The 13782-nt window shown below is 62.1% G+C and carries 15 protein-coding genes; 5 read left to right on the top strand and 10 right to left on the bottom strand.

Annotated features, from left to right (window positions below; translation table 11 throughout):
- Window positions 1-20: 20 nt before the first annotated feature.
- Window positions 21-1481: an AMP nucleosidase gene (locus tag AC6GQJ_RS11815; protein WP_500768446.1), complete on the bottom strand. Its 1461-nt coding sequence runs from the start codon at window positions 1479-1481 to the stop codon at window positions 21-23.
- The gene (gene ade / locus AC6GQJ_RS11820; RefSeq protein WP_500768448.1) at window positions 1478-3280 is read right to left on the bottom strand and encodes an adenine deaminase; all 1803 of its coding nucleotides are present in this window, start codon (window positions 3278-3280) and stop codon (window positions 1478-1480) included. Before ade ends, AC6GQJ_RS11815 begins: the two co-directional genes overlap by 4 nt.
- Window positions 3281-3373: 93 nt before the next feature.
- Here ade and AC6GQJ_RS11825 point away from each other — a divergent pair, with 93 nt between their 5' ends.
- From AC6GQJ_RS11825 to AC6GQJ_RS11835, 3 genes are all read left to right on the top strand, one after another.
- Window positions 3374-4357, top strand: coding sequence for a DNA topoisomerase IB (locus tag AC6GQJ_RS11825; protein ID WP_500768450.1), 984 nt, complete (start codon window positions 3374-3376; stop codon window positions 4355-4357).
- Between the two features lie 30 nt (window positions 4358-4387).
- Window positions 4388-4813 carry a VOC family protein gene (locus tag AC6GQJ_RS11830; protein ID WP_500768452.1) on the top strand — a complete coding sequence of 142 codons (426 nt, stop codon included), beginning with the start codon at window positions 4388-4390 and terminating at the stop codon, window positions 4811-4813.
- Between the two features lie 114 nt (window positions 4814-4927).
- On the top strand, window positions 4928-5683 hold the full coding sequence (locus AC6GQJ_RS11835; protein ID WP_500768454.1) for a class II aldolase and adducin N-terminal domain-containing protein: 756 nt from the start codon (window positions 4928-4930) through the stop codon (window positions 5681-5683).
- Between the two features lie 21 nt (window positions 5684-5704).
- Here the strand turns inward: AC6GQJ_RS11835 and AC6GQJ_RS11840 are convergent, their stop codons facing one another.
- Window positions 5705-6331, bottom strand: coding sequence for a class I SAM-dependent DNA methyltransferase (locus AC6GQJ_RS11840; protein ID WP_500768456.1), 627 nt, complete (start codon window positions 6329-6331; stop codon window positions 5705-5707).
- 89 nt (window positions 6332-6420) lie between these two features.
- On the opposite strand from AC6GQJ_RS11840, the gene AC6GQJ_RS11845 reads away from it, so the two are divergent.
- Together AC6GQJ_RS11845 and AC6GQJ_RS11850 are read left to right on the top strand one after the other, a co-directional pair.
- Window positions 6421-7278 carry an SDR family oxidoreductase gene (locus tag AC6GQJ_RS11845; RefSeq protein WP_500768458.1) on the top strand — a complete coding sequence of 286 codons (858 nt, stop codon included), beginning with the start codon at window positions 6421-6423 and terminating at the stop codon, window positions 7276-7278.
- Entirely contained in the window at window positions 7271-7858 is a 588-nt protein-coding gene (locus tag AC6GQJ_RS11850) for an exopolysaccharide biosynthesis protein (RefSeq protein WP_500768460.1), read from the top strand. Before AC6GQJ_RS11845 ends, AC6GQJ_RS11850 begins: the two co-directional genes overlap by 8 nt.
- Here the strand turns inward: AC6GQJ_RS11850 and AC6GQJ_RS11855 are convergent.
- Genes AC6GQJ_RS11855 through AC6GQJ_RS11885 form a run of 7 tightly spaced genes read right to left on the bottom strand, consistent with a single transcriptional unit; the run spans window position 7843 to window position 13774 of the window.
- The gene (locus AC6GQJ_RS11855) at window positions 7843-8502 is read right to left on the bottom strand and encodes an androgen-induced gene 1 family protein (RefSeq protein ID WP_500768462.1); all 660 of its coding nucleotides are present in this window, start codon (window positions 8500-8502) and stop codon (window positions 7843-7845) included. The genes AC6GQJ_RS11850 and AC6GQJ_RS11855 overlap by 16 nt on opposite strands.
- 39 nt (window positions 8503-8541) lie before the next feature.
- Window positions 8542-10470, bottom strand: a complete 1929-nt coding sequence (gene dxs / locus AC6GQJ_RS11860; RefSeq protein WP_500768464.1) for a 1-deoxy-D-xylulose-5-phosphate synthase — start codon at window positions 10468-10470, stop codon at window positions 8542-8544.
- 9 nt (window positions 10471-10479) lie between these two features.
- Window positions 10480-11292, bottom strand: coding sequence for a polyprenyl synthetase family protein (locus tag AC6GQJ_RS11865; protein WP_500768466.1), 813 nt, complete (start codon window positions 11290-11292; stop codon window positions 10480-10482).
- Between the two features lie 56 nt (window positions 11293-11348).
- On the bottom strand, window positions 11349-11591 hold the full coding sequence (locus AC6GQJ_RS11870) for an exodeoxyribonuclease VII small subunit (RefSeq protein ID WP_500768468.1): 243 nt from the start codon (window positions 11589-11591) through the stop codon (window positions 11349-11351).
- Entirely contained in the window at window positions 11588-12526 is a 939-nt protein-coding gene (locus AC6GQJ_RS11875; RefSeq protein ID WP_500768470.1) for a histone deacetylase family protein, read from the bottom strand. Before AC6GQJ_RS11875 ends, AC6GQJ_RS11870 begins: the two co-directional genes overlap by 4 nt.
- Before the next feature lie 37 nt (window positions 12527-12563).
- Window positions 12564-13265 (bottom strand): response regulator, encoded by a 702-nt coding sequence (locus AC6GQJ_RS11880; RefSeq protein WP_500768472.1) that lies wholly within the window; start codon window positions 13263-13265, stop codon window positions 12564-12566.
- Window positions 13262-13774 carry a MarR family winged helix-turn-helix transcriptional regulator gene (locus AC6GQJ_RS11885; protein ID WP_500768474.1) on the bottom strand — a complete coding sequence of 171 codons (513 nt, stop codon included), beginning with the start codon at window positions 13772-13774 and terminating at the stop codon, window positions 13262-13264. Before AC6GQJ_RS11885 ends, AC6GQJ_RS11880 begins: the two co-directional genes overlap by 4 nt.
- Window positions 13775-13782 lie beyond the last annotated feature (8 nt).

Genomic DNA, 13782 nt, shown 5'->3' on the forward strand with positions numbered 1-13782 from the left:
TTTTCGGCGGTTTTGAGCCTTTAAAGGAAGGCCGTCTCGTCAAACGCACGCAATTTCCGGCTGTGGATACGCTCTAGCGGCATATCGCGCAACTGTTCCATGGCGCAAATTCCGATCATCAGATGCCGGGCGACCTGATCCTTATAGAAGTCGGACGCCATGCCTGGCAGCTTCAATTCGCCATGCAGCGGTTTGTCGGACACGCACAGCAACGTGCCATAGGGCACCCTGAAGCGATAGCCGTTGGCAGCGATTGTCGCGCTTTCCATGTCCAGTGCGATGGCGCGGGATTGCGACAGGCGCTGCACCGGTCCTTGCTGGTCGCGCAGTTCCCAGTTGCGGTCATCATGCGTTGCCACGGTGCCAGTCCGCATGATGCGCTTCAGCTCATAGCCTTCCAGTTTGGTGACATGGGCCACAGCCTCTTCCAGTGCGATCTGGATCTCGGCCAGCGCGGGGATCGGCACCCATGGCGGCAGGTCATTGTCCAGCACGTGATCCTCGCGCAGATAGCCGTGGGCGAGTACGAAATCACCCAAGGCTTGCGAGTTGCGCAAACCGGCGCAGTGGCCGACCATCAGCCATGCATGCGGGCGCAGCACCGCGATGTGATCGGTTGCCGTTTTCGCATTGGACGGCCCGACGCCGATATTGACGAGGGTGATGCCCGATCCGTCCGCCCGCTTCAGGTGGTAGGTTGGCATTTGCGGCATCTTCGGGCTTTCGGGCAGCGGTTCATCGCCGTTGGTAATCTCGGCATTTCCGGTGGACACGAAGGAGGTGTAGCCGCTGTCGGGGTCGTTCAGTTGCGCGCGGGCATAGGCCTCAAACTCGGACACGTAGAACTGGTAGTTGGTGAACAGCACGTGGTTCTGGAAATGGTGTGCATCGGTCGCGGTATAATGCGTCAGGCGGGCCAGCGAATAGTCGACCCGTTGCGCGGTAAAGGGCGCCAGCGGGGCGATTCCGTCCAGCGGCTTGTAGGTGCCGTTTACGATATCGTCGTTGGTATTGCTCAGGTCCGGCACATCGAACACGTCCCGCATCGAAAATGACGCCGCCCCTTGCTGTGGCACGGTAATGGTGGGGTCATTTGCCACCGCAAAGTGCACCGGCATCGGGGTCGAGGAATAGCCGATTTCGACGGGGCGGTCATGGTTGGTGATCAACAGGCCGATCTGCTGCACAAGATAGTTCTTGAACAGGTCGGGCCGCGTCACAGTTGTTGCATAGGTGCCCGGATTGGCCACATGCCCAAAGCTGAGCCGCGTGTCGACACGGGAGTAGGATGTCGTGGTGAACCGGATTTCGGGATAGAACGCACGCACGCGTCCTTCGGGCGGGCCATCGCGCATTGCATCCATGAACTGTTCGCACAGGAACGTCACCGCGTCGTCATATAGCGCCTTGAGGTGTGCCACCGCCGCCTCTGCGTCGCGGAATTCGACATGCGCATTGTGGCTCTGATTCAGTGTTTTCATGTTGTTGGCTCAAGTACTGGAATGAATTCAAATGTGCGCACGTCGACCAGTCCCAGATCGGAAATGCGCAGCTCGGGGATGACAACCAACGCCAGCAGGGAATGCTGCATATAGGCGTTGTTGAGGGTACAGCCGCAATCGACCATCGCCTGCACCAGCTTGTCGGCATTCGCCGCGACCTCGCGGGCGGGGCTGTCCGACATCAGGCCGGCAATGGGCAGTTTGACCAGCGCCAGTTCGACACCGTCGCGCCAGATCGTGATGCCGCCGCCCACCTCGGCCAGACGGTTTGCGGCCAGTGCCATCTGATCCCGGTCGGTGCCGACGACGATCATGTGGTGGCTGTCATGCGCCACGGTCGAGGCCATGGCCATCTTGCCGGAATAGCCGAAGCCCGCAACCAGCGCGTTGACCACGCCGCCCGTCGCCTGATGGCGTTCCACCAGTGCGATCTGGCAGGTATCGCCATGGGTTTCGACCTTGCCGTCGTTCACCGGCATGTCGCGCTTCAGCGCCTTCGTCGGGGCCTGATTTTCGACCACGCCGATTACGTTCGCCGTGACCGAATTGCACCCTTCTGGGGCGGCAATCTCGAAATCGGCGGCGTTCAGGGTCTTGCCCAGATGCACCGTCTGGCGCGCTTTTTCAGGCCAGTCCAGATGCGGGCATTCGACCACCAGCTTGCCGTCCATCGCCACGGTCTTGCCGCGCGCGATCACTTGTTCGATGGGCAACGTGGTCAGGTCAGATGTCAGGATCACATCCGCACGCCGCCCCGGCGTGATGGAGCCGATCTCGCGTTCGAGCCCGAAGTGGGTCGCGGTGTTGATTGTCGCCATTTGCAGCGCCACCAGTGGGTCACAGCCGCATTCAATCGCATGGCGCACCACGCGGTTCATATGCCCTTCGTTCACCAACGTGCCTGAATGGCAGTCGTCGGTGCACAGGATCATGTTGCGCGGATCCAGCCCCTTTTCGGTGATCGCGGTGATCTGTGTTTCCACGTCATACCACGCGCTGCCCAGCCGGATCATCGACCGCATGCCCTGACGCATCCGTGCAATGGCGTCGGCCTCGACCGTGCCCTCGTGATCATCGGCGGGGCCGCCCGCGACATAGGCGGCAAAGGCGGGCCCCAGATCGGGCGAGGCATAGTGCCCGCCCACCGTTTTGCCCGCACGTTGGGTCGCGGCGACCTCGGCCAGCATTTGCGGGTCTGCCGCTGACATGCCCGGAAAGTTCATCATCTCGCCCAGACCGATGATCCCGGGCCACTCCATGGCCTCTGCGACATCCTCGGCGCTGATCTCGTAGCCCGTGGTTTCCATCCCCGGGGCCGAGGGCGCGCAGGATGGCATCTGGGTCCAGATATTGACGGGCTGCATCAGCGCCTCGTCATGCATCAGGCGCACGCCTTCCAGCCCAAGCACATTGGCGATCTCGTGGGGGTCGGTGAACATGGTGGTCGTGCCGTGGGGCGTGACCGCAGCGGCAAATTCGGCGGGGGTCAGCATGCCAGATTCGATGTGCATATGCCCGTCGCACAAACCAGGGATCATATAGCGGCCATTGGCCTCGATAATCTCGGTCTCGGGGCCTGTGCAGTAAGAAGCGTCTGGCACAACGCAGGCGATGCGACCGCGGCTGATCGCGATGTCGTGGCCGTCAAGAACTTCGCGGGTGTGGACATTGACCCACTTGCCGTTGCGGATAACCGTGTCCGCAGGGACGCGGCCAGCGGCGACGTTGACAAGATCGGGGGCGACATCGGGCCATGACGGGAAAAGGTCGTATTGCATGACCCAATATTTCACCCCCGCCACAGCGCCGCAAGTGATAATCCTGTGACACGGGCGCGGGAACCGTTTGGCGCTTATCCGCGTTCTAATTGGATGGCGACACCCGACATACCCCTTCCGGCCGATCTGGTCTGGTATCCCGATAACCAACCCGGGATCACGCGTCGCCGTGCGGGGCGGGGGTTCAGCTATCTCGCGCCCGATGGTACGCGCATCGACCAGCAGGCCGAACGCGACCGGATCGAGGCGCTGGCCGTGCCGCCCGCATACGAGGATGTCTGGATCAGTCCACAGCATAACGGGCATCTTCTGGCCACTGGATATGACACGCGGGCGCGCAAGCAATACCGCTATCACCCCGATCTCGCCGCCTTTCGTGCGCGCAACAAGTTCGACGATCTGGCGACTTTTGGCACCATGCTGCCGCGCATCAGGCGGCGGGTGCATACGGCCCTGACGGAGGCGCAAGGCGACAAGGAATTCGCGATCGCCGCCGCGCTGCGCCTGATGGATCGCGCATCGCTGCGTGTCGGCACGCCCGATTACGCGGTCGAAAACAAGACCTATGGCGCGACGACCCTGCGCAGCCGTCACATGCGGCTGGACGACGCCACAGTGCGCTTGGATTTCCGCGCCAAGGGCGGGCAGCGCGTGCGAAAACGGATCAATGACAAGACCTTGATGCGCGCCTTGGAAAAGATGGACGACCTGCCTGGCGGTGCGCTGATGCAATATGCCGATGGTGATGGTGACCTGTGCCAGCTTGGCCCCGAGCAGATCAACCAATGGCTGCGCGAGGTGACGGGGCAGGAGGGGCTGACCGCCAAGACCTTCCGCACGTGGAACGGGTCGGTTGCGGCACTGGATGCGGCCCTGCGCACGCCCGACCACATCACGATCAAGGTAATGGCCGAAGCGGCGAGTGAGGCCCTGCACAACACCCCGACCATTGCGCGTAACAGCTATATCCATCCCGATGTCATTGCGTTGGCCGATGGGGGCAAATTGCCCGATACGCCAAGCGCGCCCACGGGATTGCGGCAAAGCGAACGTGCGCTTCTTGACCTTCTGTCTTGACCACGCCCGCCCTGCAGGAAACTCTGGGGCATGGATTACGACAGCATAGATGCAGAAAGCTTCGGGCGCGGGCTGCGCGGTATTGGTTTGAACCTGCTGGTGTGGGACGTTTTGGCTCAAGTCGCTTTTTTAGAGACTGTTTTTAGCATGCACGCGCATCAGGCCTCTGCCGATTTTGCCATCATGACCTACGGAGACCAAGTGTTCCAACTGCACAGCGATGGGACTTATCATGCCAACCCGCTGCTTGGGCTGTTGCCGGAAAACCCGCCACGGGGCGGGGGGATGGAAATCCGGCTCTATGATACTGATCCCGACATTGCCTGTGCGCGGGTAAAGGCGGCGGGCGGTACCATTCTGCAAGGGCCAACCGACAAACCCCACGGCCTGCGCGAGGCATATATTCTCTGCGAAAGCGGATATGCTTGGGTTCCGTCGCGGCCCAAAGACGTCTGAGGGATTGCGGTTCAACCATCGCCCGCCCGATCCCGATAGACCAATATCCACAAATCCCCCTTGAACCTGCGCAGGGCAGGCTGCACGCTGCCGACAACCTACAGGAGCGTTCCCATGACCCTTACCGACATTCGCCCGAATATGGATCACTGGCAGGAGCGCGTGGACCTTGCCGCCGCCTTCCGCTGGACCGTACGTCTGAACATGCACGAGGCGGTCGCCAACCACTTCTCGCTCGCCATCAATGACGAAGGGACGAAGTTCCTGATGAACCCGAACCAGATGCACTTTTCCCGCATCAAGGCGTCGGACCTGATCGTGGTTGATGTGAATGACCCCGCCAGCATGGAAGGCCCCGATGCGCCTGACCCGACGGCGTGGGGATTGCATGGCGGGATGCACAAATACTGCGCCCATGCGCGCTGTGCGATGCATGTGCATTCGCCCTATGCCACGGCGCTGGCCGCGCTCTCCGACAGCACCCTGCCGCCCGTCGATCAGAACGGCTGCATGTTCTATGACCGCGTGATTGTTGACGACAGCTATGGCGGTCTGGCGTTCGAGGAAGAGGGCGAGCGGTGTGCCAAGATGTTCACCGATCCCAAGCAAAAGGTGATGGTGATGGGCAACCACGGCATCATGGTGCTGGGCGATACGGTGGCCAACACATTCAACCGCCTGTTCTATTTCGAGCGCGCTTGCCAGACCTATCTGCTGGCTTTGCAAACGGGTAAACCGTTGCGCCTGATCCCTCACGATGTGGCCGAAAAGACCGCACGCGAGATCGAAGAATATCCGGAACAGGACGAACGCCATCTCGCAGAACTGAAGGCCATTCTGGACGAAGAAGGCTCAAACTACGCGAGTTAGAGCCACATTTGGCCCCCTGTCTTACGCTTTGCGAAAGCTCAGCAGCAACGCCGTATCGCTTGCATGGGGGCCAGTTGCGTCTGCGGCATATATGTTCACCTCAAGCTGGGCATAGTCGGTGATCTGCGGGGCGAGGGCGTCAATCTTGGCGGCGAAGCCTGCCGACACATAGTGCTGTGCGTTCACGGAAATCACGATCCATCCGCGCGCACATACAGTCTCTAATATGGGGTCTATGCCCTCGGGGCCGACATGGCCGCTGGTGAAGGTGCCGGAACTGACTGCCCCTTGATAGGGTCGTGGCGGGGGCGGCAGGCCGTCCAACAGATTGCCCTCGAACAATTCCCGATAGACACCCTTGGCTTGTGCCTGCGCCAGCATTTCCGGCGAAATGTCGGTGCCGTCAACGGGCCGTATCCCCCGCCCGTGCAACGCGACTCCGCACAGGCCGGTCCCTGCGCCCACGTCCAGAACAGGGCCAAACCCGCCGATCAGCGCGTAGTGGCGCGCCACTTCCTCGTGCAGGACATAGCGATTTTCGCGCGCAAAACCTGTGTCATAGCTGTCGGCCCATTCCGCATAAAGGCGGCGGGAATCGTCGGGCGTTTGCAGCGCATAGGCGCGGTCTAGGTCGGGGTCATCGGACATAACGCGATTAGGCAAGTCTGGCGCGGCAATGGCAAGGGCGCAATCGCAAGGGACTTGCCGCGCCGCCGCACAAGGGCCACTTATGGCCTATGACACATACACTGCTTTCCATCGGCCACGGCTATTCCGCGCGCGCGCTAACCCCGATCCTTCTGGCGCGGGGCTGGCGGATCATCGGCACCACGCGCAGTGCCGAAAAGGCCGCGCAGATCGCGCAAACGGGGGTGGAGCCGCGCCTGTTTCCCGATGGCGACATTACGGATGCGATTGCAGAGGCGAGCCATATCCTGATCTCGGCAGGGCCGGATAAAGACGGCGATCCGACCCTCCGTGAAGTGGGCGACGCGATTGCTGCCCGTGCCAATTCGCTGAACTGGGTTGGCTATCTGTCCACCACGGGCGTGTATGGCGACCATCAGGGCGGTTGGGTTGATGAGGACGCGCCGCTGACCCCGTCGACGCGGCGTGGCCAGTGGCGGGTTGAGGCCGAGGCCGCTTGGTCCGCCATCCCCGATCTGCCGCTGCACATCTTTCGTCTGGCGGGCATTTATGGTCCCGAACGCGGGCCGTTTGCCAAGGTGCGGGCTGGCACCGCGCGGCGGATCATCAAGAGGGGGCAGGTGTTTTCCCGCATCCATGTCGAGGATATCGCGCAGGTGCTTGCCGCTTCGATTGCGCAGCCCAATCCGGGCGCAGTGTATAACCTCTGCGACGACGATCCGGCACCGCCGCAGGACGTGATCGGCCATGCCGCAGATCTGCTGGGCGTGCCCCAGCCGCCCGCGGTCGATTTCGAAACCGCCGATATGACCCCGATGGCGCGCAGCTTTTATGCCGAAAGCAAGCGGGTGAAAAATGACCGGATCAAGGACGAATTAGGTGTCAGACTGCGCTACCCGAGCTATCGTCAGGGACTGGCCGCCCTGAAGGAGCATAACGATGTCTGACGATGCGACGCTGACCCATTTGCTGGACACGGTGGAGGAGGCTGCGCAGGACGAAACAGTCTCTGTACAGGATGTATTGGACCATATTGGCGACCGGTCGATCATGCCGATTGTGCTGGCGATCTCGTTGATCCTTGTGTCGCCCCTGTCCGGTATTCCGGGGTTGTCGACGGTGGCGGCGATCATCATTGTGCTGGTTATGGGGCAGGCGCTGATGCGGCGCGATCACCTGTGGTTGCCGCAGACCCTGTCCAAGCGCGAGATCAAGGCCGAGCGACTGGAGACGGCGGTGAACTGGCTGCGCAAACCGTCCGCGTGGGTCGACAAGCATTCCCACCCGCGCCTGCGCATTCTGACCTCGGGCCCGCTGCGCTGGCTGACGCTGGGACTGTGCTTGGTGCTGCCGATGGTTTGGCCATTTCTGGAATTCCTGCCCTTTGTCACGTCCATCGGTGCCTGTGCGCTGGCGCTGATGACCTTTGGCCTGCTGACACGGGACGGGGTCTATGTGCTGTGCGGCTATGTGATGATCGGATGCTTGGGCGGCACGGTCTATACGCTGGTTCAGGTCGCGACCTGACCGCGTTGCAGGCGCAGGATGATGGCCCCGATCAGGCCGAACACCATCAGTAGCGCCAGTGCCGTGCCCGCGTTGACCGCATAGAAGACCATGCGGTCCGCCATCTCCATATTGTTCAGGAACGGGTAGGGCAGGCCGCTTGTCACCGTACCGGCGGGCTGCGTGTTGAACCGTTGCACGAACAACTCGGCCCACAGGACATAGGCCCCGATCAGCAGCGCCAGCGGCACTGCCGCACGCCAGACGCGCCGGAAGACCGCCCCGATCAGCAGCGCATCAATGATTTGAAGCGCGGGGCCAAGCCCGTGCAGATAGAATTCCAGCCACCACGCCACCGGTCCGCTATGCTGCACCAGTGCGGGATTGGTGAAGAACAGCCGCCAGTAAAGGAACACAACCATCACGTTCAGAACGGCGGCGCACATGGCCGTCACCTCGTGACTGCGCGTGATGCGATGTTCTGATCGCGCCAGCATGCGGCTGGCGGAATAGAAGGACAGGAATAGCGCCCAGATCGTGAGGTACCGGAACGGTCCGCCCGGTCCGGTCCAAAGACCGAACAGCATCTGGTAAATACAGAACCCTGCGGCCAGAAGAAAAACGGCCCATCGGTAGATCAATACGTCGCGGCGATGAATGTCCATGCCGCGCAGCGTGGCCTATCGCGCGCGTTCAGGCAAGTATTACGCACGCGCCTCACCCAGTGAGGCGACGCCGAGGACGTCCAGAACCTTGGCTTCGATCTGTTCGGCGTTCATGCCTGCAACTGCGTACATATCAGCGGGACTTGCCTGATCAATGAACGTATCGGGCAGGACCATGGAGCGGAATTTGAGGCCCTCGTCGAACACGCCTTCCTCGGCCAGCAATTGAGCGACATGGCTGCCAAAGCCGCCAATGGCCCCTTCCTCAATCGTAATCAACGCTTCATGGGTTTGTGCCAGATCAATGATCAGATCGCGGTCCAGCGGCTTGGCAAAGCGCGCATCCGCAATGGTCGGGGTGATCCCCTTGGCGTTCAGGTTTTCGGCTGCTTTTTCCACCTCGGACAGGCGGGTGCCAAAGCTGAGCAGCGCAACGCCCTTGCCCTGCCGGATCATCCGGCCTTTGCCGATTTCCAGCGGCGTGCCGCGTTCCGGCATCTCGACGCCCGTGCCTTCGCCACGCGGGAAGCGGAAGGCGATCGGCCCGTCATCATGGGCGGCCGCGGTGGCGACCATATGCGCCAGTTCAGCCTCGTCCGCGGCGGCCATCACCACGAAACCGGGCAGGTTGCTAAGGTAGGCAATGTCGAATGCCCCCGCATGGGTCGCCCCGTCCGCGCCCACCAAACCGGCGCGATCCACAGCAAAGCGGACAGGCAGGCGCTGGATGGCCACGTCATGCACGACCTGATCGTATCCGCGCTGCAAAAAGGTGGAATACATCGCGCAAAACGGCTTCATCCCGCCAGCGGCCAGCGCGGCCGAGAATGTGACGCCGTGCTGTTCGGCAATGCCTACGTCAAAACAGCGGCTGGGATAGCGTTCGGCAAACAGGTTCAATCCCGTCCCGTCCGGCATTGCCGCGGTCACGGCACAAATTTTGTCGTCGTCCTGCGCGGCCTTCAACAGGTGATCGGCAAACACGCTGGTATAGCTTGGCGCATTGCTGGGCGCCTTTTTCTGCGCGCCGGTCAGCACATCGAATTTCGCCGTGGCGTGGCCCTTGTCGCGGGCTGCTTCGGCGGGGGCATATCCTTTGCCCTTCTTGGTCAGCACATGGATCAGGATCGGCCCGTTCGCGCGGTCCTTGACGGTGCGCATCACCGGCAAAAGCTGGGACATGTCATGCCCGTCAATCGGCCCGACATAGCTAAAGCCGAGTTCCTCGAACAAGGTGCCGCCAACGGCCAACCCCTTGAGCATTTCCTTGGCGCGCTTGGCGCCTTCGCGGAAGGGTTCGGGCAACAGGCTGACCGCGCCCTTGGCTGCCGCCTTGAAGTCCTGAAACGGGTTCTGCGAATACAGCCGCGACAGATAGGTCGACATCGCCCCCACCGGCGGCGCAATCGACATTTCGTTGTCGTTCAGGATCACAATCAGACGCTTGCCCAGATGGCCCGCATTGTTCAGCGCCTCATAGGCCATGCCGGCACTCATCGACCCGTCACCGATCACGGCAATCGCATCGCCGAGGCCCTCGGGAACCACGCCGCCCAGATCACGCGCCACGGCAAAGCCGAGCGCGGCACTGATAGAGGTCGACGAATGCGCCGCCCCGAACGGGTCATAGGGGGATTCGGCGCGTTTGGTGAACCCGCTCAGGCCGTCCTTCATCCGCAAAGTGCGGATACGGTCGCGCCGTTCGGTCAGGATCTTGTGCGGATAGCACTGGTGGCCCACATCCCAGATCAGCTTGTCACGCGGGGTGTCGAACACCGCATGCAGCGCCACGGTCAGTTCTACAACGCCCAGCCCTGCGCCCAGATGCCCCCCCGTCACCGACACCGCCGATACGGTTTCGGCGCGCAGCTCGTCCGCAATCTGGCGCAATTGCGCATCGGAAAACCGTTTCAGGTCCGCAGGGCGCGAAACAGTATCAAGCAGCGGGGTCTTGAGGCCATCAGTCATGGGGTGCCTTCACGTCTTGCGGGTCACGACAAAGCGGGCGGTTTCCCGCAACACATCGCCATCCGGTCCATATATATCTAGGGCATCACATGCCTCTGTCACCAGCGCATCCGCGCGGCGTCTCGCTTCGTCCATGCCAAGCAGGGACACGAAGGTGGCCTTGCCCGCATCTGCATCCTTGCCTGTCGCCTTGCCAACCGTGTCGGCATCGCCGGTTACATCCAGAATGTCATCCGCAATCTGGAAGGCAAGGCCGATGGCGCGCGCATAGGTCTGCAAAGGTGCGGTATCGGCCTGCGCCATGCGCGCACCCGCCATGGCGGCCCATTCGATCAGCGCACCGGTCTTGCCCTGTTGAAGGGCGGTGATCTCGTCAATGTTCAGGGGCGTGGCGGCGGTTTCGGCGGCGATGTCTAGCGCCTGCCCAAGCACCATGCCCCGCGCCCCCGACGCGCGCGCCAGCGATGCGGCCAGATCGGCGCGCACATCACCCCCGCCCACGTCCGGTGCGGTGACCAGTTCGAAGGCCAGCGATTGCAGCGCATCTCCGGCCAGTACTGCCGTCGCCTCATCCCACTTTACATGCACGGTCGGTGCGCCGCGTCGCAGATCGTCGTCATCCATGCAGGGCAGATCGTCATGCACCAGCGAATAGGCGTGCAAGGCCTCGATCCCTGTTGCGGGCCAGATCGCGGCGGCCGGATCAACGCCGTGCAGACGTGCAGTTTCCAGTACCATGAACCCGCGCAGACGTTTGCCACCCTTGGTCGCATGGGCCATCGCGTGCACAACTGGCACGTCGCCCAAACCCCCAAGGACCATATCAAACTGCGCTTGAATGGCGCGGCCCGCATCCGTTAAACGCTGCTGGAACAAGGTTACAGGTCGCTGACAGGCTTCAGGCCAGCCGGATTGCCGTCGCCGTCCAGTGTGATGGCGGCAACCTTTTCCTCAGCCTCTTTCAGCTTGGTCTCGCACCGCGCCTTCAGGGCCGCGCCGCGCTCGTACAGGGTGATCGACGCATCCAGCGCGACATCGCCACGCTCCAGCTTGCTCAGCACTTGCTCCAATTCGGCCATCGCCTCTTCAAAGCTCATTTCTTCAACGGGGCGGTCAGTCATAGGGCGGCCTTTATCAGCGATTGCACATGGGCGCGGGCACAAAGGGCCAGCGCGTCCAGATCATAACCACCTTCCATCACCGATACCACCCGACCTTCGCACAGCTCTTGCGCAGATTTGGCAAGCATGTCCGTCAGAACGCTATAGGTATCGACCGACCAGTTCAGCTGGGCCAGCGGGTCGTCCGCATGGGCGTCAAATCCGGCCGAGATCAGGATCAGTTCCGGCTGGTGCTGGCGCAGCGCGGGAATCACCTGCGCGTCATATGCTGCAATTGCATGCGCTCCGTCGGTTTCGGGGGGCAGCGGAATGTTCAGCACCGTGCCATGTGGCCCGCGATCCTCTGCCGCGCCTGTGCCCGGCCACAATGGCATCTGCTGCGAGGTCACGACTAAAGCGCGCGGATCATCCTGCAACAGGGCTTGCGTGCCATTGCCATGATGCACGTCGAAATCCACCACCGCGACCCGCGATAACCCGTGATGGTCCAGCGCGTGTTTGGCCGCGATGGCGACATTGCCGAACACACAGAACCCCATCGGCAGTTCCTGTTCCGCATGATGGCCCGGTGGGCGCGTCGCGACAAAGGCATTTCGCACGGATCCGCCCAGCACCAGATCAACCGCGGCAACCGCTCCGCCCACGGCGCGCCAGATGGCGGAATAGGACTGCGGCGACAGAAAAGTCTCATCATCCAGCCCTGGATCAATGCACAACACCCCTTCTTTGGGAATGCGCGCACGGATACTGTCGATATAGGCCTGCGGATGGCAGCGCGCGATGTCGGCGTCCGCCGCCTCCGGTGCCTCGCTGCGCACCAATGGCAAATCTTCCAAAGCGCGCAACACATGCTCAAGCCGCGCCACCTGTTCGGGAACAGAGGCGGGCGTGACGTGACCAAGGCACGCGGTATGGGTGATCAGGGCTGTGCTCATGACATCATTGTTCCAGAAATATGCAAATCCAACGGGCTCAGTCAGGGGCCAGCATATAGCCCGCACCGCGCACGGTTTGCAGATAGCGCGGCTGCTTGGGGTCGGCCTCGATCTTGCGGCGCAGGCGGGTGATCTGCACATCGACCGCGCGTTCCTGCGCCTGTCCGCGGTCACGGCCCAGATCCTCGACCAGTTGGGCGCGGCTGATCGCTTCGCCGGGTTGCGCGGCGAACAGTTTCATCAACTGCATCTCGGTCGCGGTCAGCCGGATCAGATCGGCCCCCTGCCACAGCTCGCCCCGCTCCATGTCATAGCGGATGGAGCCAAGGCTCAGGATCTTGGGCGCGGCCTCGTCCTTGTCGGTTTCCGGTACGCGGCGCAGGATCGCGTTGATGCGCAACAGCAGTTCCTTGGGCTCGAAGGGCTTGGGCAGATAGTCGTCCGCTCCCGCTTCCAGTCCCTCGATCCGGTTCTCGGTATCGCCCTTGGCGGTCAGCAACAGGATCGGCGTCGTGTGGGTTTCGCGCAAGGACCGGCACAGGCTCAGCCCGTCCTCGCCCGGCATCATCACGTCCAGCACGATCAGGTCGAAATCCAGCCCCGCCAGAATCCGCCGTGCATGTTGCGCATCGCGGGCTGCTGTCACCAGAAACCCGTTCCGCATCAGGAATTTGCGCAACAGTGACCGGATGCGTTCGTCGTCATCCACGATCAACAGGTGCACGTCGAATGTTGTCATGCGCCGCTCTCCTTGAGGCGGGTGTAGGCGTGGCGCATCTCGCTGTCCATCATTGCCTCAAGAACCGTGCGGAAACCGACCACCGCGTCCGGCCCCGCATCGCGGAATGCGGCGCGCATACGTGCCCGTTGTGCATCCGATAGTTGCGCCTCCAACGCGCGCCCCTCGTCGGTCAGGTGCAAATGCCGCTCGCGCTTGTCCAATCGCCCCACGCGGCTTTCCACCAGACCGTCGCCGATCAGCGTGCGCAACACGCGGTTCAGCGACTGTTTCGTTACCCCGAGGATATTGAGAAGGTTATTCACCGTTGTTCCCGGGGCGCGGTTGATAAAGTGGATTGCGCGGTGATGGGCGCGCCCATAAGCAAGGTCTGCCAGAATCCGGTCGGGATCGGCAGTAAAGCCGCGATAGGCAAAGAACATCGCCTCAATGCCTTGCCGCAATTGCTCGTCCGTCAGAAACAGCAGGTTCTCCCCGCTGACCGCAGCGCTCGGGCGTCCGTCTGCCATACTGTCCC

The organism is Tateyamaria sp. 7Alg 36 (assembly GCF_059882455.1).

Coding starts and splice junctions, on each gene's coding strand:
- AC6GQJ_RS11840 (WP_500768456.1), bottom strand. CDS start 6,331: ATGTCCGATGACCCCGACCTAGACCGCGCCTATGCGCTGCAAACGCCC.
- AC6GQJ_RS11845 (WP_500768458.1), top strand. CDS start 6,421: ATGACACATACACTGCTTTCCATCGGCCACGGCTATTCCGCGCGCGCG.
- AC6GQJ_RS11830 (WP_500768452.1), top strand. CDS start 4,388: ATGGATTACGACAGCATAGATGCAGAAAGCTTCGGGCGCGGGCTGCGC.
- dxs (WP_500768464.1), bottom strand. CDS start 10,470: ATGACTGATGGCCTCAAGACCCCGCTGCTTGATACTGTTTCGCGCCCT.
- ade (WP_500768448.1), bottom strand. CDS start 3,280: ATGCAATACGACCTTTTCCCGTCATGGCCCGATGTCGCCCCCGATCTT.
- AC6GQJ_RS11880 (WP_500768472.1), bottom strand. CDS start 13,265: ATGACAACATTCGACGTGCACCTGTTGATCGTGGATGACGACGAACGC.
- AC6GQJ_RS11835 (WP_500768454.1), top strand. CDS start 4,928: ATGACCCTTACCGACATTCGCCCGAATATGGATCACTGGCAGGAGCGC.
- AC6GQJ_RS11875 (WP_500768470.1), bottom strand. CDS start 12,526: ATGAGCACAGCCCTGATCACCCATACCGCGTGCCTTGGTCACGTCACG.
- AC6GQJ_RS11825 (WP_500768450.1), top strand. CDS start 3,374: ATGGCGACACCCGACATACCCCTTCCGGCCGATCTGGTCTGGTATCCC.
- AC6GQJ_RS11855 (WP_500768462.1), bottom strand. CDS start 8,502: ATGGACATTCATCGCCGCGACGTATTGATCTACCGATGGGCCGTTTTT.
- AC6GQJ_RS11885 (WP_500768474.1), bottom strand. CDS start 13,774: ATGGCAGACGGACGCCCGAGCGCTGCGGTCAGCGGGGAGAACCTGCTG.
- AC6GQJ_RS11850 (WP_500768460.1), top strand. CDS start 7,271: ATGTCTGACGATGCGACGCTGACCCATTTGCTGGACACGGTGGAGGAG.
- AC6GQJ_RS11870 (WP_500768468.1), bottom strand. CDS start 11,591: ATGACTGACCGCCCCGTTGAAGAAATGAGCTTTGAAGAGGCGATGGCC.
- AC6GQJ_RS11815 (WP_500768446.1), bottom strand. CDS start 1,481: ATGAAAACACTGAATCAGAGCCACAATGCGCATGTCGAATTCCGCGAC.
- AC6GQJ_RS11865 (WP_500768466.1), bottom strand. CDS start 11,292: ATGGTCCTTGGGGGTTTGGGCGACGTGCCAGTTGTGCACGCGATGGCC.